19 protein-coding genes are annotated in these 18,526 nt (G+C 63.3%); 14 read left to right on the forward strand and 5 right to left on the reverse strand.

Going from position 1 to position 18,526, the window contains the following annotated elements; genetic code table 11:
* Window positions 1–201 precede the first annotated feature (201 nt).
* Complete coding sequence (locus NR193_RS32570; RefSeq protein WP_256754758.1) at window positions 202–600, forward strand: c-type cytochrome; 399 nt, start codon at window positions 202–204, stop codon at window positions 598–600.
* Window positions 601–653: 53 nt separating this feature from the next.
* Window positions 654–2,207: a bifunctional aminoglycoside phosphotransferase/ATP-binding protein gene (locus NR193_RS32575; RefSeq protein ID WP_256754759.1), complete on the forward strand. Its 1,554-nt coding sequence runs from the start codon at window positions 654–656 to the stop codon at window positions 2,205–2,207.
* 22 nt (window positions 2,208–2,229) lie between these two features.
* Here NR193_RS32575 and NR193_RS32580 read toward each other — a convergent pair whose 3' ends face one another.
* The gene (locus NR193_RS32580; RefSeq protein ID WP_256754760.1) at window positions 2,230–4,911 is read right to left on the reverse strand and encodes a bifunctional acetate--CoA ligase family protein/GNAT family N-acetyltransferase; all 2,682 of its coding nucleotides are present in this window, start codon (window positions 4,909–4,911) and stop codon (window positions 2,230–2,232) included.
* Between the two features lie 156 nt (window positions 4,912–5,067).
* On the opposite strand from NR193_RS32580, the gene NR193_RS32585 reads away from it, so the two are divergent.
* From NR193_RS32585 to NR193_RS32610, 6 genes are all read left to right on the forward strand, one after another.
* Window positions 5,068–5,454, forward strand: coding sequence for a DUF302 domain-containing protein (locus NR193_RS32585; RefSeq protein WP_256754761.1), 387 nt, complete (start codon window positions 5,068–5,070; stop codon window positions 5,452–5,454).
* A 34-nt stretch (window positions 5,455–5,488) separates the two neighbouring features.
* Window positions 5,489–7,342 (forward strand): heavy metal translocating P-type ATPase, encoded by a 1,854-nt coding sequence (locus tag NR193_RS32590; protein WP_256754762.1) that lies wholly within the window; start codon window positions 5,489–5,491, stop codon window positions 7,340–7,342.
* A gap of 27 nt (window positions 7,343–7,369) precedes the next feature.
* Window positions 7,370–7,819 (forward strand): thioredoxin TrxC, encoded by a 450-nt coding sequence (gene trxC / locus NR193_RS32595; protein WP_256754763.1) that lies wholly within the window; start codon window positions 7,370–7,372, stop codon window positions 7,817–7,819.
* Window positions 7,820–7,829: 10 nt separating this feature from the next.
* The gene (locus NR193_RS32600) at window positions 7,830–9,080 is read left to right on the forward strand and encodes an MgtC/SapB family protein (RefSeq protein ID WP_256754764.1); all 1,251 of its coding nucleotides are present in this window, start codon (window positions 7,830–7,832) and stop codon (window positions 9,078–9,080) included.
* A gap of 87 nt (window positions 9,081–9,167) precedes the next feature.
* A complete protein-coding gene (locus tag NR193_RS32605) occupies window positions 9,168–9,554 on the forward strand; it encodes a hypothetical protein (protein WP_091586139.1) in 387 nt (128 codons plus the stop codon).
* A gap of 32 nt (window positions 9,555–9,586) precedes the next feature.
* Entirely contained in the window at window positions 9,587–10,177 is a 591-nt protein-coding gene (locus NR193_RS32610) for an NAD(P)H-dependent oxidoreductase (RefSeq protein WP_256754765.1), read from the forward strand.
* Window positions 10,178–10,207: 30 nt separating this feature from the next.
* Here NR193_RS32610 and NR193_RS32615 read toward each other — a convergent pair whose 3' ends face one another.
* The 3 genes from NR193_RS32615 to NR193_RS32625 form a co-directional block, all read right to left on the reverse strand.
* Complete coding sequence (locus NR193_RS32615; RefSeq protein WP_256754766.1) at window positions 10,208–11,191, reverse strand: zinc-dependent alcohol dehydrogenase family protein; 984 nt, start codon at window positions 11,189–11,191, stop codon at window positions 10,208–10,210.
* 69 nt (window positions 11,192–11,260) lie between these two features.
* Window positions 11,261–11,383, reverse strand: a complete 123-nt coding sequence (locus tag NR193_RS32620; RefSeq protein ID WP_256754767.1) for a hypothetical protein — start codon at window positions 11,381–11,383, stop codon at window positions 11,261–11,263.
* A 74-nt stretch (window positions 11,384–11,457) separates the two neighbouring features.
* Entirely contained in the window at window positions 11,458–11,955 is a 498-nt protein-coding gene (locus NR193_RS32625) for a sulfocyanin-like copper-binding protein (protein ID WP_256754768.1), read from the reverse strand.
* A gap of 257 nt (window positions 11,956–12,212) precedes the next feature.
* Between NR193_RS32625 and NR193_RS32630 the strand changes: the two genes are divergently transcribed.
* The 6 genes from NR193_RS32630 (at window position 12,213) to arcC (ending at window position 17,985) form a co-directional block, all read left to right on the forward strand.
* Window positions 12,213–12,491: a PepSY domain-containing protein gene (locus tag NR193_RS32630; RefSeq protein ID WP_256754769.1), complete on the forward strand. Its 279-nt coding sequence runs from the start codon at window positions 12,213–12,215 to the stop codon at window positions 12,489–12,491.
* A 43-nt stretch (window positions 12,492–12,534) separates the two neighbouring features.
* Window positions 12,535–13,065 (forward strand): cytochrome b/b6 domain-containing protein, encoded by a 531-nt coding sequence (locus tag NR193_RS32635; RefSeq protein WP_256754775.1) that lies wholly within the window; start codon window positions 12,535–12,537, stop codon window positions 13,063–13,065.
* A gap of 289 nt (window positions 13,066–13,354) precedes the next feature.
* Window positions 13,355–14,821 (forward strand): arginine-ornithine antiporter, encoded by a 1,467-nt coding sequence (gene arcD / locus NR193_RS32640; protein WP_256754770.1) that lies wholly within the window; start codon window positions 13,355–13,357, stop codon window positions 14,819–14,821.
* Window positions 14,822–14,832: 11 nt separating this feature from the next.
* Entirely contained in the window at window positions 14,833–16,047 is a 1,215-nt protein-coding gene (locus tag NR193_RS32645; RefSeq protein ID WP_256754771.1) for an arginine deiminase, read from the forward strand.
* 17 nt (window positions 16,048–16,064) lie between these two features.
* Window positions 16,065–17,066 (forward strand): ornithine carbamoyltransferase, encoded by a 1,002-nt coding sequence (gene argF / locus NR193_RS32650; RefSeq protein WP_256754772.1) that lies wholly within the window; start codon window positions 16,065–16,067, stop codon window positions 17,064–17,066.
* A gap of 1 nt (window position 17,067) precedes the next feature.
* A complete protein-coding gene (gene arcC, locus NR193_RS32655) occupies window positions 17,068–17,985 on the forward strand; it encodes a carbamate kinase (protein WP_256754773.1) in 918 nt (305 codons plus the stop codon).
* A 61-nt stretch (window positions 17,986–18,046) separates the two neighbouring features.
* Here arcC and NR193_RS32660 read toward each other — a convergent pair whose 3' ends face one another.
* Entirely contained in the window at window positions 18,047–18,295 is a 249-nt protein-coding gene (locus NR193_RS32660) for a hypothetical protein (RefSeq protein ID WP_256754774.1), read from the reverse strand.
* Window positions 18,296–18,526: the final 231 nt, after the last annotated feature.

Here is an 18,526-nt window from a genome sequence, read left to right on the forward strand (position 1 = left end):
GATATCGATCGAGGATGTGTCCGGACGCGAAGCGAGCGAGTGAACAGCGGCCGCAACATCGACGGCATGCTGGCGAAGCACGTCGGCGACTGAACGGTTCTGCGCTGAATCAAACACGCTTTCGCGGTTGCATTTGATCCGCGTCAACGTGCTCGCCGGGCGCGGCTGTAGGTTTCAGCCAATTAACCGATGGAGACGCAAGTGAGACTCCTGATCGCCGCGGTTTTCGCAGGCTTGGCCCTCAATCCGGCCACCGCTCAGGAACTAGGCAACGGCAAGGCGGAATACATGAACTCCTGTGCCGTCTGTCATGGCCCCGAAGGCAAGGGCGATGGCCCCCTGGGCGACGAGTTGTTGAAGCGCCCCGCCGACCTGACGCGCCTCTCCCGGCGAAACGGCGGCGAATTCCCCTACTGGCGGGTTTTTGCCGTGATCGACGGCCGCGCCATGGTGCCGGCACATGGCGAGCGCGACATGCCGGTCTGGGGGCGCCAGTTCCTTCCCGACGATGTGAAGAAATATGGCCCGAACGCCGGGGAAATCGTCACCAGGGAACGGATCCATGAGCTGGCTGGTTATGTCGAGACACTGCAGCAATGAGAGCACATGGCGGAAACGGTCTCCGCAAGACACACGCATTGAGGAGGCGGTCCATGATCGTGGATGACCAGCAAGCCGCCGTCGCGTTTCTGCTTGATCCTGCCTCATACGCCGTGGCCGGGCCAGTCGAGGCGATCGAGACCCATATCTCGCGTATTTTTCTGACTGGCGAACGCGCCTACAAGATGAAGCGGGCAGTGAAGCTCCCCTATGTCGATTTCTCGACGCCGGCACTGAGGCTGGCAGCTTGCGAGAAAGAGGTGGAACTCAACACGAGGACCGCACCCGGCCTCTATCTGGGGGTGCGTCGCATCACACGCGAGGCCGATGGCAAACTGGCCTTTGATGGCACCGGCCAGATGGCCGACGCTGCGATCGAGATGGTCCGCTTCGATCAGTCGAGGCTTCTCGATCGGATGGCAACCGCCGCAGAATTGACGCCGGCACTGATGACCGCTGTCGCACGCATGATCGTGGGATATCACCGTGCCGCGCCGACAGTCCAAGATGGCAGCGGGTCGTCCAACATCGCGGGTGTGCTCGACATCAACGAGGCTGGCTTTGCCACCAGCCATGTCTTCTCAAAGGCAGAGGTCAAGACCTTGGCCGAGGCCTTCCGCACCGCCCTCGCCCGGCATTCCGGATTGCTCGACCGACGCCAAGCCGCGGGCAAGATCCGTCGGTGCCATGGTGATCTGCACCTGCGCAACATCTGCCTTTTCGACGGCGAGCCGCGCCTCTTCGATTGCATCGAATTCAACGACCAGATCGCCAGCATCGACGTTCTGTACGATCTTTCCTTTCTGCTGATGGATCTTTGGCACCGGGGTTTTCCCCAACTCGCCAATCTCGTGATGAACCGCTATCTCGACGAGGCCGATGACGAGGATGGCTTTGCCCTGCTGCCCTTCTTCATGGCGGTCCGGGCCGCGGTACGCGCGCACGTCACCGCGACGCAGGTCGAGGAAGGCAGTGCCGATTCCCACAAGTTGGTCGCCCAGGCGAGATCCTATTTCGAACTTGCTCGAACATTTCTTCAGCAAACCTCGCCGCGTCTCGTTGCCGTCGGCGGCCTGAGTGGTTCCGGCAAGACGACAGTGGCAGAAGCGCTTGCCGCCCAGGTCGGAGCGCCGCCCGGCGCCCGCATTGTCGAAAGCGACCGCATCCGCAAGGCCATGCATGGGGTGCCCGCGGAGACGAGGCTGCCGGACCGCGCCTATCGGCCGGAGGTCTCGGACCGCGTCTACCACGAAATGGCATGGCGCGCCGCTTTGATCCTTTCCGAGGGCGGTTCGGTGGTCGCCGATGCCGTTTTCGACAGGCCGGCGGATCGGGAGCGGATCGAGAAGGCGGCGCGTGAACGGGGTATCACATTCTCCGGATTCTGGCTGGAAGCGGACCCGCTCGTGCTTTGGCAGCGGGTCAGCGAACGCAAGGGCGGCCCTTCGGACGCCACCATCGACATCCTCTCGCGGCAGTTGCAGCGAAATGCCACGCAGGTTGGCTGGCGCAAGATCAACGCCGATCGAAAGCTCGTCGACATCGTCGCGGAATTGAAAGGGCTTTCCGAGAGCGATACTTCCAAGACCCTGCGCACAGCCTCCTGACTGGCGCTGCAGGCAAGTCACCTCAACGGAGTTCGAGTCTTGCCTCGACGAGGCCGGGCTCGTCCGGGAGATACCCTATCGAGAAGCCGAACTCGCGGCACATTGCCAGCATTTTCGCGTTCTCGCTGAGCACAATGCCTTCGATCCGACCGATCCCATCGGCCTTTGCATAATCGACGATCTGCCTGAGCAATTCCCAACCCAGGCCATGGCCCTGCAAGTCCGTCCGCACCAGCAATGCGTATTCGGCGCTGACGTGGTCAGGATCGCAGGACAGCCGGCTGATGCCCGCCAGTGCGCCAGTGCTCGCCTCCAGAGCGACGAAAGCCATGTTGCGGTCGTAGTCGAGCTGAGTAAGCCGCTTCAACATCTGGTCGGAGAAACTCTTGCGTGGCGACAGGAAACGCAGGCGCAGATCGTCCGGTGAAATCCTGGCGAGGAATTCGGGATAGAGCGCGACGTCGGCCGGTTTGATTGGTCGGATGTGGTAGCGCGTGCCGCCTGCCGAAAAGTCCCTGGTCCAGCCTGTCGGGTAAGGCCTGATGGCAAGCGCCAGGTTCGGCCCTGGCTCCTCCACGCGTTCCGGCTCTATCTCGATGCGAGCATCCAGTGCGATCACGCCGGCGGTGTCGGCGAGCAGCGGATTGATGTCCATTGAAACGAGGCACGGAAAGTCGACGACCATCTGCGACAGACCGTTGAGCGCCGTAACTATCGCCTGCCGATCCGCGGGTTTACGATCGCGGAACCCGGCGAGCAGGCGGCCGATCCGCGTTTGCCCGATCAGGTCACCGGCAAGAACGTCGTCGAGCGGCGGCAGCGCGATCGCGGTATCGTCCATCACCTCAACGGCGACACCCCCCGCCCCAAACAGGAGAACCGGACCGAAAATCGGGTCGCGGCTGACACCAAGGATCAGTTCCTGCGCCTGTTTTCGCACCACCATCGGCTGGACGGCGTAGCCCTCGATATCGGCCTGAGGGTCGTGCTTGCGCAACCGGGCCTCGATTGAGCGCGCGGCCTCCCCGGCGGCGGCGGCGCCCGCAATGCCGAGCACCACCCCGCCAATGTCCGATTTGTGCGAGATCGCCTTTGACAGCAGCTTGACGACGACTTGCTCGGACGTCCTGAGCAGCCGGCCGGCCGCCTCCTCCGCTTCGGCGGGGGATCTGGCGATGATCGTCTCGGGCACTGGAATGCCGTAAGCGGAAATCGCCGCCTTGGCTTCAGGCTCGGTGAGCATTCGCCGATCTTCCCTGGCGACCTGCCTGAATATTGCAAGCACCGCTTCCCGGTCGCTCGTGGCGTCCTCGTCGCGGCTCGACGGCGTGCGCAGCAGGGCCCGTTGGGCGCGCGACCAGTCGCTGAGGTAGGAGACGGCGGTCGCTGCGTCGGCGGGCGTCTCGAAGCTGGCAATGCCGGCATCCTGAAGAACACGCCGCCCTTCTCGCGCCGTGTGTTCGCCAAGCCAGCAGGTCAGGACCGGTTTGCCGCCGATCTTGCCGTCCCGCGCGAGCGTCGTCACGGCGCTTGCCGCGGCGAGCGGCGAGCCGAGCCCTGTCGGGCAGTTCATGACCAGAACGACATCGGTCCCGGCATCGGCCGCGATAGCGTCGACCGCGGCCCGGTAGCGCTCGGGCGGAGCGTCGCCAATGATGTCGACCGGATTGGCGTGGGACCAGGTGGCCGGCAGGACGGCGTCCAGGCGGGCTATCGTTTCCCGCGAGAGCTCTGCCAGTTCCCCGTTGCAGTCGATGAGTTGATCGACGGCGAGCACGCCGGCGCCGCCGCCATTGGTGACAATGCCGACGCGGGCTCTTTCCAGCGGAGCGAAACGGGCGGTCGTTTCAACCGCATCGAACAACTCGGCCAGACCTTTGACGCGCAGGATGCCCGCGCGCAGCAATGCCGCATCGACGACGCGATCGGCGCCGGATAGCGCGCCGGTGTGGGTCGCGGCCGCTTTGGCCGATTGCTCGTGCCGGCCCGACTTGATCGCGGTCACCGGCTTGAGGCGCGCGGCCGCGCGCGCCGCCGACATGAACTTGCGTGGATTGGGAATGGTTTCGAGATACATAACGATGGCGCGGGTGTGCATATCGCCCGCCAGCATGTCGAGACAATCTCCCACGTCGACATCCGCCATGTCGCCGAGAGAGACGATCTGCGAGAAGCCGACATTGTTGTTCCCGGCCCAGTCGATCAACGACGTGGCAATGGCGCCTGATTGCGACAGCAGCGCTATGTTGCCGGGCTTGGCGGCCATATGCGCAAATCCGGCGTTGAGTTTGACGGGCGGGATCATCAGTCCGACCGTGTTCGGCCCGATGATCCGGAAAAGAGTGGGCTTGGCGGCATCAAGCATCGCCTGGCGCAAGCCGTTTTCACGCGTCAGCCCGGCGGTGATGACAACCGCTGCCCGCGTACCCTTTTCAGCAAGGTCGCGCACGATGGCGGGAACTGTCTCGGGCGGCGTGACGATGACACCAAGGTCTGGAACACCGGGAAGGTCGGCCGCCTTGGCATAGCATCGCCGACCGGCGACCTCGGAGTATTTCTGGTTGACCGGCCAGATCTCGCCTGCGAAGCCTCCGTTGACGATGTTGTCGAAGACGACGCGGCCGACGGCGCCATCACGCACCGATGCGCCAAAGACGGCAACCGACCGCGGGGCGAACGCAAATTCAAGATTTCGGATCGTCACTTTGCGTCTCCCGTTCGCGGCGATAGTCGCCAATAGATCTTGCCTGTTCATTGCGTTGGATCAAAGCCTTCTCAGGGGATCGCGATTAACTGTCTCAGGAGTTCGAGGCGGCCGTCGGCGAAGTGCGAGCGGTCTCGATCAACGATTGGAGAGCCGATGAGCTACTATTTCAGCAAGACCGTCGACATGCCGTTCGCCACGGCAGTCAACCATGTGACCAACAAGCTCGCGAACAAGGGGTTTGGCGTCCTGACGTCGATCGACGTGCAGCAGGTGATGAAGGCCAAGCTCGGCGCCGATTTCAAGCCCTACGTGATCCTTGGCGCGTGCAATCCGCATTTTGCCTGGCGTGCGCTTCAGGCCGAGGACAAGATCGGAACCATGCTGCCTTGCAATGTCATCGTCACGGAGATCTCCCCAGGAAAGGTGGAGGTCGCGGCAGTCGATCCTGTCGCCTCGATGGGTGCTATCGACAATCCCGGACTGGCCGGCATCGCGAACGACGTGCGGCGTCTGCTGGAAGAGATGGTCAGCGAACTCTAGCGTTGCAGGAATCATCAAGTTTGAGGGGCATCGCATGAACGAGTCCGCCCTGCGACGAGCATTGCTGGTCATCGCCCTCCTGGGTCTGGCCGTTGGGCTCGGAGTCTGGAGAACCGGACCCGGACCCCTTGATGCTGGCACGATCTGGACGGTGGCGACCCTCCCCGTGGTGGTGGCTCTCGCCATTTCCATTTTGCGCGATTTCTGGATCGGTCGCTTCGGGGTCGATGCGATTGCGCTGGTATCAATGTCCGCCGCGCTGCTACTCGACCAACCGCTGGCCGCGGTGGTGGTCGCCATCATGTATGCTGGCGGCACTGTACTCGAGGATTTCGCGCGCGGCCGCGCGGAGCGGAACCTCAAGGCATTGACCGACCGGTCCCCGCGTTTCGCGAATCGCAAATCGACGTTAGGAACAGAGACCATCTCCGTCGAGGACGTGGCAGTAGGCGACGATCTTCTGGTGCGTGCCGGCGAGTTGTTGCCTGTTGACGGGATCCTTCTCGATGCTTCGGCCTCCCTCGACGAGTCGGCGGTGACCGGCGAGCCGTTGCCGGTACGGCGCAGCGCCGGCGAAACGCTGCGCAGCGGCACCATCAATGCTGGCGAGACCTTCAGCATGCGGGCTTCCGCCCTGGCGGACCAGAGCACTTATGCCGCGATCGTGCGCATGGTTGCGGCGGCGCAGACCGTCAAGGCGCCCTTTATTCGAATGGCCGACCGCTTCGCCCTGTTCCTGTTGCCGGCTACCTTGCTTGTTTCCGGCATCGCATGGTTCATTTCCGGTGATCCGATCCGGGCGCTTGCCGTGCTGGTTGTTGCAACGCCCTGCCCGCTCATTCTCGCCGCCCCCGTTGCCTTCATCGGCGGTGTGTCGCGCGCCGCGCGCGGTGGCATCCTGATGAAAGGCTCGGCCGCGCTGGAGGCCCTTGCGCAGGTTCGGACCGCGATCTTCGACAAGACCGGCACCTTGACCATCGGTGGTGCCGAGCTCATCGAGATCGAAGTGGCACCTGGCCGCGGCACCGATCATCTGCTGCGGCTTCTGGCATCCCTGGAACAGGCCTCGCACCATGTGCTTGCCGACTCGATCATCCGGGCGGCGCGCGGCAGGCAGCTGGTGCTTTCGCATCCACATGATGTCCGCGAGCATCGCGGTGCGGGCCTGAAAGGCCGGGTCGAGAACCTGTCGATCGCTGCGGGATCGCGGGCTTTCGCGCTCGCCGACAAACCTCTGCCCAACTGGGCGAAAAACGGTGAAGACCGATATCGGGACGCGCCGGTGTTGAGGGTTTTTGTTACGCTCGGCAAACACCTTGCCGGCGTTTTCACCTTCGGCGATGCACTGCGTGCAGATGCGCACGACGCGCTTGCCAATCTGCGCTCGGCGGGCATCACGCGCATGGTCATGCTGACAGGGGATGATGGTGCGGCGGCAAAGCGTATTTCTTCCATGCTGGATCTGGATGTCATCGTCGCCGATGCTGTTCCCGCGGACAAAGTCGCGACTGTCGAGGCCGAGAAGGCAACGGCGCCAACAATGATGGTCGGCGACGGCATCAACGATGCACCCGCCCTCGCCGCCGCGACGGTCGGCATAGCCATGGGCGCGCGCGGGGCGACGGCCTCTTCCGAGGCGGCGGATGTCGTTGTTCTCGCCGACCGGCTGAAGCCTGTTGCCGAGGCGGTGCGGATTGCCCAACGCACACGCGCGATCGCCCTGCAAAGCATCGTTGTCGGGCTCGCGCTCTCGGCCGTAGCGATGGTCGCGGCGGCCATGGGGCAGATCACGCCGGTGGCAGGCGCATTGCTTCAGGAAGGGATAGACGTGGCGGTTATTCTCAACGCGCTGCGCACCCTTGGCGATGGGCGTCTCGGGCGCGCATAGTAGGCGACCGCAAATCGGGAAATGGCCATGGCACAGCAGAATCTGGTGGTTTGCAGCAAATGCGGCGGGGTCAATCGCCTGCCGCCGGGCCGCGATGCCGGGGAGGCCAAATGCGGAAAGTGCGGGACCAGATTGTTTTCGGGGCACCCCCAGGACGTCGACGCAGAGATATTCGATCGGCAGATCGCCCGCAGCAGTGTCCCCGTTGTCGTCGACGTCTGGGCACCATGGTGCGGTCCGTGCAAGATGATGGCGCCGGCATATGAGGCGGCGGCGAACGAACTGGAGCCGCTTGTTCGCCTGGTCAAGCTCAATTCCGACAACGAGCAGGCTGTGGCGGCAAGGCTCGGCATTCGCAGCATCCCGACGATGATCCTCTTTCATGGCGGGCGCGAAATCGCGCGCGCATCCGGCGCAATGTCGGCGAGCCAGATCGTCAGGTGGGTTCGCGACCACCTGCCGACGGTCGCCGCCTGAAAGCCGCACCATGGATCCGCTCATCGCCCGGCTCGGACTGGCCCTGGCAATTGGCCTGCTCGTCGGACTGGAGCGCGGCTGGCGTGAGCGGGATGCGCCCGATCGCAGCCGCACGGCCGGCATTCGCACCTTTGGCATATCCGGCCTGCTCGGCGGGATTCTGGCCGCTCTCGCCGAAGCGCTCGACGCGGTATCGGTGCTGGTCGGCGGGTTCATCGCCTTCGCCGTGATCTTCGCCTGGTACAAGGCGCGCGAGGCTGCCCATGACGAGGATTTCAGCGTCACGAGCGTGATCGCCGGCCTCGGTGTTTTCGCGCTTGGCGCGCTTTCCGTCGCAGGGGATTACCGTGCAGCGGCTGCCGGTGGAGCGGCGCTGGCAGCAATTCTTGCCAGTCGCGAAATATTGCATGGCCTGCTGCGGCAACTGACGTGGATCGAACTGCGATCGGCGCTGATCCTGGCAGTGATGACGGCGATCGTGCTGCCCTTGCTGCCGAACCGAACGTTGGATCCCTGGGGCGGCTTCAATCCCTGGGAGGTCTGGTTTCTCACGGTGCTGATGGCCTCGATATCGTTCGCCGGCTATGTCGCTGTCCGCGTGCTCGGCACCAAGCGCGGTCTGCTCGTCAGTTCGCTTGCTGGTGCACTGGTCTCTTCCACCGCCGTAACCGTGGCGCTGGCCCGCAACGCCGCATCGGCAAGCAATCCGCTGCCGCTCGCAGGCGCGGCATCGCTGGCGGCAATGGTCTCGGTGTTGCGCGTCTGCGTCGTGGTTCTGATCATCGAGCCAAGCGTGTTCGCTTCCGTCGGCATGCCGGCGATTGCCGCGGCGCTCGCCTTCGCTGCCTGCGGAACATTGCTTTTGGCTCGCGACAGCGGGAACCGCGAAGGCGGCACGATCGCGCGCAATCCATTCGAACTTGGCCCGTTGCTGCTCTTCGCCTTGCTCTTTGCTGTCGTCGCGACCGCAAGTGCCGCGCTGGCCGTTCAATTCGGCGGGCGCGGCTTGCTGGCGAGTTCGGCATTTGCGGCCATGTTCGATGTCGACGTCTCGGTGCTCGGCGCATTGCGCCTCGTCAAACAGTCGGTCCCCGTCGGAACGGTGGGCCAGGCGGTGCTGGCGGCGCTGGCAGCAAATGCGATTGGCCGCGTGCTGCTCGCAATCTCCGCCGGTCCGATCAGGTTCTGGTTGCCATTGGCCGGCGCAACCCTGATTGCCGCGACCGTGGGCGTCTGCGCCATGCTGTTGACCAGCCTTTGATGGAAGCGGGGTTCTCGAGCCTCCTTTGATGCGGATCAAGGGCCAATGTCCGCCACCGTTCTATGGAACCCATGAAAGGAGTTCTCCATGACCGATTTGAAGGACCTTACCCCGAAATTCCGCAATGTCCGGCTGCTGCTCGCCCGCGAGAAAGGCCACCCGGAAGGCGACCGTGAGGAGGGCTATGACGTGCTTGCTCCGCTGACCGGCGAAGGCCGGATCGATGCCGAGGAATGGAAGTCGCACAAGGCCTCCTGCCGCGTGCGACGGTTTCGCACCGGCGAAGACGATCTGATCGGCCGGCTCCGCCGCAAGCCCGGTGGACAGTGGTATTTCGACTACGCCGAAGGCGATCGTGACGACGAGATCGGCTTTCATCTCGGCGAGGAACGGTTCGTGACCGGTGAGTATGTGTCGATCGAGCGCAACGGCGCCATGCACACCTACCAGGTGGCACGGGTCGAACGGCCTTGACGCCCAGGGGCCAAGCTCCCCGGAAGTGAACCATGCCGCGACGCATCCTCATCGTGGTTGGTCATCCCGACCCGTCCCCGGACCGGCTCTGCCGCGGTCTTGCCAAGGCTTATGGCGAGGGCGCGGAAAAGGCAGGGCACGCCGTCCGCCGGGTCGATCTGGCAACGCTCGATTTTCCCATGCTGCGGACAATACAGGCGTTCGAACACGGTTCGGTTCCCGACGAGTTGAAGGACGCGGCCGAGGCCATCGTCTGGGCCGAGCACATCGTCTTCGTCTTTCCGCTGTGGCTCGGGACCATGCCGGCCATGCTCAAGGCATTTCTGGAACAGGTCATGCGGCCGGGAACGGCCTTTGCCTATCCGGACAAGGGCGGCGGCTTCACCAAGACATTGCTTCGTGGCCGCTCGGCGCGCGTCGTGGTGACGATGGGCATGCCGTCCGTTCTTTACCGGCTATGGTTCCTCGGACATGGTCTCGCCGGCATGCGGCGAAGCATCCTCCATTTTGTCGGCATCAGCCCAGTGCGCGAAACTTTGTTCGGCATGGTCGCTGCCGCCAGCGACGCAACCCGCGCGAAGTGGATCCGGCAAATGCGTGGACTGGGTGAACGGGCCAGATGACGCTCGTTGCCAACGCTCGTTGAATGTCAGTCACGGCACCAGGACGGCGGCGCCGCTCAATCTCCCTTCCCTCAGATCGTCCAACGCCTGATTGGCCTGTTCCAGCGGATAGACCTTGGTATGCGTGCGAACCTGCGCGCGCTTCGCAATGGGAAAGAACTCTTCCGCGTCGCGGCGCGTCAGGTTTGCTACCGACACCAGTTCACGCTCTTCCCAGAGCAATTTGTAAGGCATCGCCGGGATGTCACTCATGTGAATGCCGCCGCAAACCACGCGGCCACCCTTGCGGACAGCACGAAGCGCAATCGGCACCAGGTCACCGACAGGAGCGAAGATGATCGCGGCATCGAGTTGCCTGGGCGGAAGCTCATCCGAACCGCCCGCCCAGGTCGCTCCGAGCGAGCGCGCGAATTCCTGTGCCTCCTTGTCACCCGGCCGGGTGGCGGCGAAAATCTCACGGCCTTGCCAAATCGCGATCTGGGCGACGATATGGGCGGCGGCGCCGAAGCCGTAGATTCCGAGCCGCTTGCCGTCACCGGCTTTCTTCAGGCATCGCCAGCCGATCAGGCCAGCGCAAAGCAACGGCGCTTGCGATACGGGGTCGGCATCCGGGTCCAGATCGAAGGCGAACTGGGCGTCCGCAATGACATGGCTGGCGAAACCGCCATCGCGTGTATAGCCAGTGAAGTCTGGCTGGTCACAGAGATTTTCACTCCCCGCGGCGCAGTAGGGACAATGGCCGCAAGTATGCCCGAGCCAAGGCACGCCAACTCTGCGCCCGACCCTGGAACGGGCGACGCCCTTGCCAACCGAATCGATGATGCCGACGATTTCGTGCCCCGGGATGAGTGGCAGTTTCGGATGAAGCAGATCACCGTCAACCACATGCAGATCGGTCCGACAGACCGCGCATGCCTCGACCTTCAGCCTGATCTCGCCCGCCCCAGGCATGGGATCGGGCCTGTCGAGAGGTTTCAAGGGGGTGCCGACGCTTTCGAGCACCATTGCTCTCATGACGCGCTCCATGTTGCCCGGAAACAAACGAAGTGGATTACGATCCACTCGCTCCGCCATTACCCGATATCAGGCGACGGCGATGCGGTCTTCAACCACGCGAACGCTGGGCACTGCCCAGACAGCCCGCTCCGTCGAGCGGCGTTCTGCCTGGGCGTTGACCTTGCCGCCGTGCTTCGGCCCCACCTGCAAGAACGGCGATCCCGGCAAGCTTTCGAAAACCGCGACATCGCAGGCTCGGGCCAAAGGGCTGCCTGGTTCAGGGCCTATGGATCGACGGTGAACTCGGCCCACATGCCGGCGCCAAAGTGACCTGGCACGTTGCAGATAAGCAGGTATTTTCCAGCCTTCAGTTCGACGGTCAATGTGCCTGATTTGCCGGGATCGAGCTCCGAAACTTCGCCCTTGTCGCCAGCCTTATCTTCGTCGACCCGGTTCTCGGCCTCGACGTAAGGAAGTGGCTTGCCGGGATCGGCAAGGTACATCACGATCATTTCGTGAACGGTGTCCTTGGAGTCATTTTTGACATTGAATGTGACCTCCCCGGCCTTCACCGCACCGGGCAAAACCTTGATGCCCATGGTCGCCTTGGCGAGATCGAGTCCTGGCGCTGCATAGGCTAGACCCATCGGCATCTCCGTACTCGCGCCCTTGTCCCACAGCGAGACCTGGACAATAGCAGCAGCCTGGGCAGCGCCGGCACCGCCGGCCATGAGCATTGCGGCAGCAAGCCCGAGCGCTGCTCTCCTCGATATGGATTTCATGACGGTCCTCCTTCAGGACGGCAGCAGAAGTGCTCCACATCCCGGCAATCATCCTGCTCGAGGCGTCACCCGTCGTCCTTGCGCCAGATCAAACCGACCGGCGAGCCCGACCGGCTGCGCCGATGCAGCTGTCAGCCAGTTGTCAGGTTGAATTGGGTATGCCGCACCAATGACGGTCATATCGCCGTCTGACCGAACCGATCGAAACCCACCCCCAAAGGCGCATCGCCGCGCCCAACCTCCCGAATGGAGCCATCATGTATCGCACACTCGTCCTCGCCGCTCTCGCCGGCATGATCGCAGGACCGGCGCTCGCCGCCGGCGGCACCTGCAGCACCGCCCCGAAATCACAGTTCAAGCCCAAGGCGACGCTCGAGGCGCAATTGACCGGCGAAGGCCTTACCGTGCGCCAGATCAAGGTCGAGAAGGGCTGCTACGAAGTCTATGCCGTCGACAAGGCCGGCAAGAAAGTGAACCTGGCCTACAATGCCGAGACCCTTGAAAAGCTCGACAATGCCGAAGCCGGCGAAAACTGATCGGAGCGTATCGGTAGCCACGGACGCGCAGCCATCGCAGGAGATGGTGCGCGTCTGGGACCGGGTCGTGCGGAGCTTCCACTGGGCGCTGGTGCTCAGCTTCGTCACGGCCTGGCTCACCTCCCATTCCTCGGAGGACATTCATCATTGGGCTGGCTACGCCGCTGCCGGGCTGGTCGCGATGCGGCTCTTGTGGGGCGTTCTTGGCACGCCCTATGCGCGTTTCTCGCAATTCGTCCGTGATCCGGCAACAGTGCTACGCTACCTCCTGGCGTTGCTGAGCGGTCGCGAAGCCCGCTACATCGGCCATAACCCGGCCGGCGGCGCAATGGTGGTCGTGCTGATTGCGGCGATGGGTTCGACCGCGCTGACCGGATGGCTGATGACGACGGACGCCTATTTCGGCGTGTCGTGGGTCGAGGCGGCGCACAGCCTTGCCGCGCACGGCCTGCTTGTGCTGGTCCTTTTCCATATCGGTGGCGTCGCGCTGGCAAGCTTTCGACATCGTGAAAACCTTGTCCGGGCCATGATCACGGGGCGAAAACGCAAAGCCGAGCCGGCGGACATCGCCTGACGATCCGTCAACGCGCCAGCCCCCGATTCGCCTCCCGCCGAACAACGGGCGCATGTCGATCGCCTGTTGTTCGGCAGGATCCGAGAGCCAGCGACGCCACACGGGCGAAGTGGATCGAACAGGTTTGCAGGCCGGGGTCAGCGAGCGGCTTACGCAGCGACCTGGAAATCGGAACAGCAACGCAAACCGTCATTTGCCGCCCGCGGACTGATTTGACCCGCATCAAAGCTCCCGCTGCTTTTTCCTGTTCAATGCCTCCCATCAAGGTCTCGAATTTTGGGAGCGCATCATGAGCACGGCTGGAATCAACATCCCTGTCCCTAGAGCCACTAGCTCGGCATCGACGAAGCTTCGACTTGGTTCCCTCACCGCACTGGTGATCGGCTCTATGGTCGGCTCCGGGGTGTTCAGCCTGCCGCAGAACATGGCCGCCGGCGCCGGGCCCCTTGCCATCCTGATCGGCTGGGCCATCACCGCGGTCGGCATGCTGGCGCTGGTCTTCGTCTATCAATCGCTTGCCACGCGCAAGCCCGAACTCGACGCCGGGCCCTACGCTTACGCCAAGGCCGGCTTCGGTCCTTTCATCGGCTTCAACAGCGCCTGGGGCTACTGGATCAGTGCCTGGGTTGGCAACGTCTCCTACGCCGTGATCGTATTCAGCGCCCTGTCCTATTTCTTTCCGGCCTTCGGTGACGGAAACACTTGGCAGGCAGTGCTCGGCGCATCGATCCTGCTGTGGCTGATCCACATCCTGGTTCTCGCCGGCATCCGGCAGGCGGCGGTCGTGAACCTCATCGTCACGGTGGCAAAGATCGCTCCGATCGTCCTGTTCGTCGGGGTTGTTGCCGTCGCCTTCAAACTGCAGGTCTGGTCGCTTGACTTCACCGGTCTGGGCAACGCCAGTCTCGGCTCGATCACCGCACAGGTGAAGAGCACGATGCTGGTGACCTTGTGGGTGTTCATCGGCATCGAAGGTGCCAGTGTATTTTCCAGCCGGGCCGAGCGCCGCAAGGACATCGCCACGGCGACAGTTCTCGGCTTCTTCACCTGTCTCGCGCTGTACGCCCTGGTGTCGCTGCTGTCGCTCGGCATCCTCAGCCAGCCTGAACTCGCTGCGCTCAAGAACCCGTCCATGGCGGGCGTGCTGGAGGCGGTTGTCGGCCCTTGGGGCGCTATTCTCATCAACATCGCGCTTGTCGTGTCGGTGGTTGGCGCCTTCCTGAGCTGGACACTGCTTGCCGCCGAAATTCCGCATGTCGCCGCCAAGGACGGGACGATGCCGAAATTCTTCGGCCGCGAAAGCGACCGTGGCGTGCCGTCAACCTCGCTCTTGATCACCAACCTGCTTGTCCAGGCATTCCTGGTGATCACACTCTTCGCGCAAAGCACCTACCAGGCGCTGTTCTATATCGCGTCGGCCGCGATCCTGGTGCCCTATATCTTTTCAGGAGCCTACGCTGCCAAGCTCGCGCTGACCGGAGAGAGCTACGAGAGCGGCGAGCAACGCACCGGTCCGCTTTTCGCCGGCCTGCTGGCTACGGTCTACGGGCTGTGGCTCGTCTACGCGGCGGGCCCCGCATACCTGTTCATGTGCGCGATCCTCTATGCGCCAGGCATCCTCTTCTACATCTGGGCGCGCCGAGAAACCAATCAGCGCGTGTTCCACCCTGCCGAAGCGGTACTCGCCGCAGCCCTCGTCGCCGTCGCCATTCTCGCCGTTTACGAGATGTGGACCGGCGCCGTCAGCCCGCTGTGAGGATTGACGCGATGACAAGCCTGGGTGTCCATTCCGAAGTCGGCCGTCTGCGCGAGGTGATGGTCCATCGTCCGGATCTCAGCCTGCGCAGGCTGACGCCGGAGAACTGCAAGGCGCTGCTGTTCGACGACGTGCTGTGGGTCAAGCGGGCCCGCCAGGAGCACGATGTGTTCGTCGATGCGTTGCGCGAACGCGGCGTGCTGGTGCATTCCTTCGGGGAACTGCTGACAGAGACGATGAGCCTGGCCAAGGCCCGCGACTGGCTCCTCGACCGCCGAGTCCATCCCGGCGTCGTCGGGCTGGACATGGTCGACGAGATGCGCGGATGGCTCAATGAGATGCCGTCGGAGCAGCTGGCGGCTTACCTTGTCGGCGGCATTGCCCGGGCGGAGCTTCCTTTCGAGCCCAAGGGCCTGACCGGAAGGACACTCGCCCCCCAGGATTTCGTGCTGCCGCCGCTGCCAAACCAGCTTTTCACCCGCGACAGCTCATGCTGGATTTACGCTTCGGTTTCGGTCAACGCCATGTACTGGCCCGCCAGGCGCCCGGAAGCGGCCAATGTGGAAGCCGTCTACCGCTTCCACCCTCGCTTCCGAGACAGCGGCGTCCCCTTTGTTTCGCCGGACTTGGGAACAGGCACCAGCCTCGAAGGCGGCGATGTCATGCCGATTGGTGGCGGAACGGTTCTCATCGGCATGGGAGAGCGCACCACGCCACAAGCGGTGGGCGACCTCGCGCGCAGCCTGTTCGCAGCCGGCGAAGCCACACGTGTGATTGCCGCGCTGATGCCGCGGGACCGCAGTTTCATGCATCTCGATACCGTCTTCACCTTCTGCGACCGCGATCTGGTGACCATGTATCCGCCAGTGGTCGAGCGGCTGCGCACCTTCTCGCTGCGGCCAGGCGACGGAAAGTCGGCGGTTGAGGTGACCGATGAGAAAAAACCGTTCACCGAGGTGGTGGCGGAGGCACTTGGGCTGAAGTCCTTGCGGATCATCGCCACGGGCGGCGACCGCTACGAGGCTGAGCGCGAGCAATGGGACGATGGCAACAATGTCGTTGCGGTCGAGCCCGGTGTGGTCATCGGCTACGACCGAAATGTCTACACCAACACGCTTCTGCGCCGCGCGGGAATTGAAGTGATCACGGTCGAGGGCGCCGAGCTTAGTCGCGGTCGCGGCGGCGGGCACTGCATGACCTGTCCCATTGCCCGCGACCCGATCTGACCCGAAAGGAAATCTCCATGTCGATCAATCTTCACGGTCGCTCCGTGCTCACGCTGGACGATCTCACGGCGGACGAGATCCGATTTCTTCTGAAACTGGCCGCCGACCTCAAGGCCGCCAAGCTCGCCGGGCACGAGATTCCGCGTCTTGTCCGGAAGAACATCGCGCTGATCTTCGAGAAGGATTCGACGCGCACACGGACGGGGTTCGAGGTGGCGGCCTATGACCAGGGCGCCCACGTCACCTATTTCGGCCCCACGGGCAGCCATATCGGCCACAAGGAATCGATGAAGGATACCGCCCGCGTGCTCGGCCGCATGTACGACGCGATCGAATATCGCGGCTTCGGCCAGCACCAGGCCGAACTGCTTGCAGCGAATGCTGGCGTGCCCGTTTACAACGGCCTCACCGACGAAGCGCATCCGACGCAGATCCTCGCCGATTTCATGACCATGCGAGAATTCACGCACAAGCATCTCTCGGACATGACCGTCACCTTCGTTGGCGAAGGACGCGACAATGTCGCGTTGTCGCTGGCGCTGGGTGCCGCCAAGGTCGGCATCGACATGCGCATTGCCTCGCCAAAGGATCTATGGCCGGACGAAAAATTCTGCGCCCATGTCCGGGAGCTGGTGGAACGTAGCGGCGGCCGCTTCCGACTCGACGAGGACGTGATGAGTTGCGTCCAGGATGCCGATTTCATCTATACCGACGTATGGATGTCGATGGGCGAGGACAAATCGGGATGGGCCGAGCGCATTCGCCTTTTGAAGCCTTATCGTGTCACCAGCGAGGTGATGGCTGCCGCCGGCAACCCCCACGTCAAGTTCATGCATTGCCTGCCGGCATTTCACGATACCGAGACAGAGATAGGCGCCTTCGTCGCGAAGGAATACGGGATCGACTGCATGGAGGTCACTGACGAGGTGTTCGAATCGGCTGCCTCGATCGTCTTCGACCAGGCGGAAAACCGCATGCACACCATCAAGGCCTTGCTCGTCGCCACGATCGGCAACTGAGATGCGTATCGTCGTTGCGCTCGGCGGAAACGCACTGCTGCGTCGTGGAGAGCCGATGACGGCCGGCAACCAGCGCGCCAACATCGTGCGCGCTGCCTCGGTGCTCGCCGAACTCGTCGCCGAAGGGCACTCGATCGTGATCACGCACGGCAACGGACCGCAGGTGGGGCTTCTGGCCCTGCAGGCGGCGGCTACCTCGGATGGCGGCACATTTCCGCTGGACGTGCTCGGCGCCGAGAGCGCCGGCATGATTGGCTATGTGATTGAGCAGGAGCTCGGCAACCTCCTTAGGGAGAGGCTGTTCGCGACGCTGCTGACGCAGGTGAAAGTGGATCCGCACGATCCGGCTTTCGGCCATCCGACGAAGCCTATCGGCCCGGTCTACGACGAGGCAACGGCACGCAAGCTTGCCACCGAACGCGGCTGGCAGATCGCGCCCGACGGCGACAAATGGCGCCGCGTCGTGCCCTCGCCCAAGCCTCTGGCGATCCTGGAAGCATCCGTGATCTCGTTCCTTGTCGAACGCGACGTCATCGTCATCTGCACCGGCGGCGGCGGCGTTCCCGTGGTAGCGCGGGACGATGGCAGTCTTTGCGGCGTGGAGGCCGTTATCGACAAGGATCTGGCAAGCTCGCTTCTTGCCCGCCAGCTGAAAGCCGACATGCTGCTGATGCTGACCGATGTCGACGCCGTCTATGTCGACTTTGGAACCGCCGCCGCTCATGCGCTCCGGCGAGTGACGCCCGAGGAGATGTCCGGGCGGAATTTTCCCGCTGGCTCCATGGGACCGAAGGTCAGTGCCGCAATCGAGTTCGCTGAAGTGACCGGCAGGCCAGCCGCGATCGGCAAGCTCGATGACGCCGTCGAAATCGTCAGAGGAAATCGCGGCACATGGCTCGAAGCCGGCGCCCCGCTTTGAGGCGCCGGACGGCGGATGAGTCGAACAGTTTGGCCTCGCCCTAGAAAAGCGTGCCCTCGCCCTAGAAAAGCCTGCCGTCGTGATGGAATGGCCGAACATGGCTGGGAGACGCCGCGTTTGCCGCGGCGTCCGCCTTCGCGCGTTTGTAGACCAGGCGTATGACAAAGGCGAAGTATCCGACCTGCAGCAGGACCAGGTCGACAATCGCCCAGCCGAATGCGCTCCAGATTGAACCGGTTGCCGTATAGGCCCACAGGGCCACGATGCCCGACGTAAAAAACATTCCCACCAAGAATTGCGGAAGATACATCGCTGCCCACCAGCCGCTCCGACGCAAGGATTCGAAGCGACTCCCCATTGCTATTCGCCCAGAGCACAGGAGGATTTTAGCGATCGGAAGTGCCTGGCCGCTTGATATGAATCAACAAGCCGGACGGCCAGACTAGGTAGTTTCCCGTAGGGACATAACCGAATTTCGCCACCTGTGGATTCGCGCGATTGCTGTGTCGCGGATCAACCGGGAAAACAGCCATGCACACCT

The organism is Mesorhizobium sp. Mes31 (assembly GCF_024519675.1).
In the GTDB taxonomy this organism is placed as follows: domain Bacteria; phylum Pseudomonadota; class Alphaproteobacteria; order Rhizobiales; family Rhizobiaceae; genus Mesorhizobium.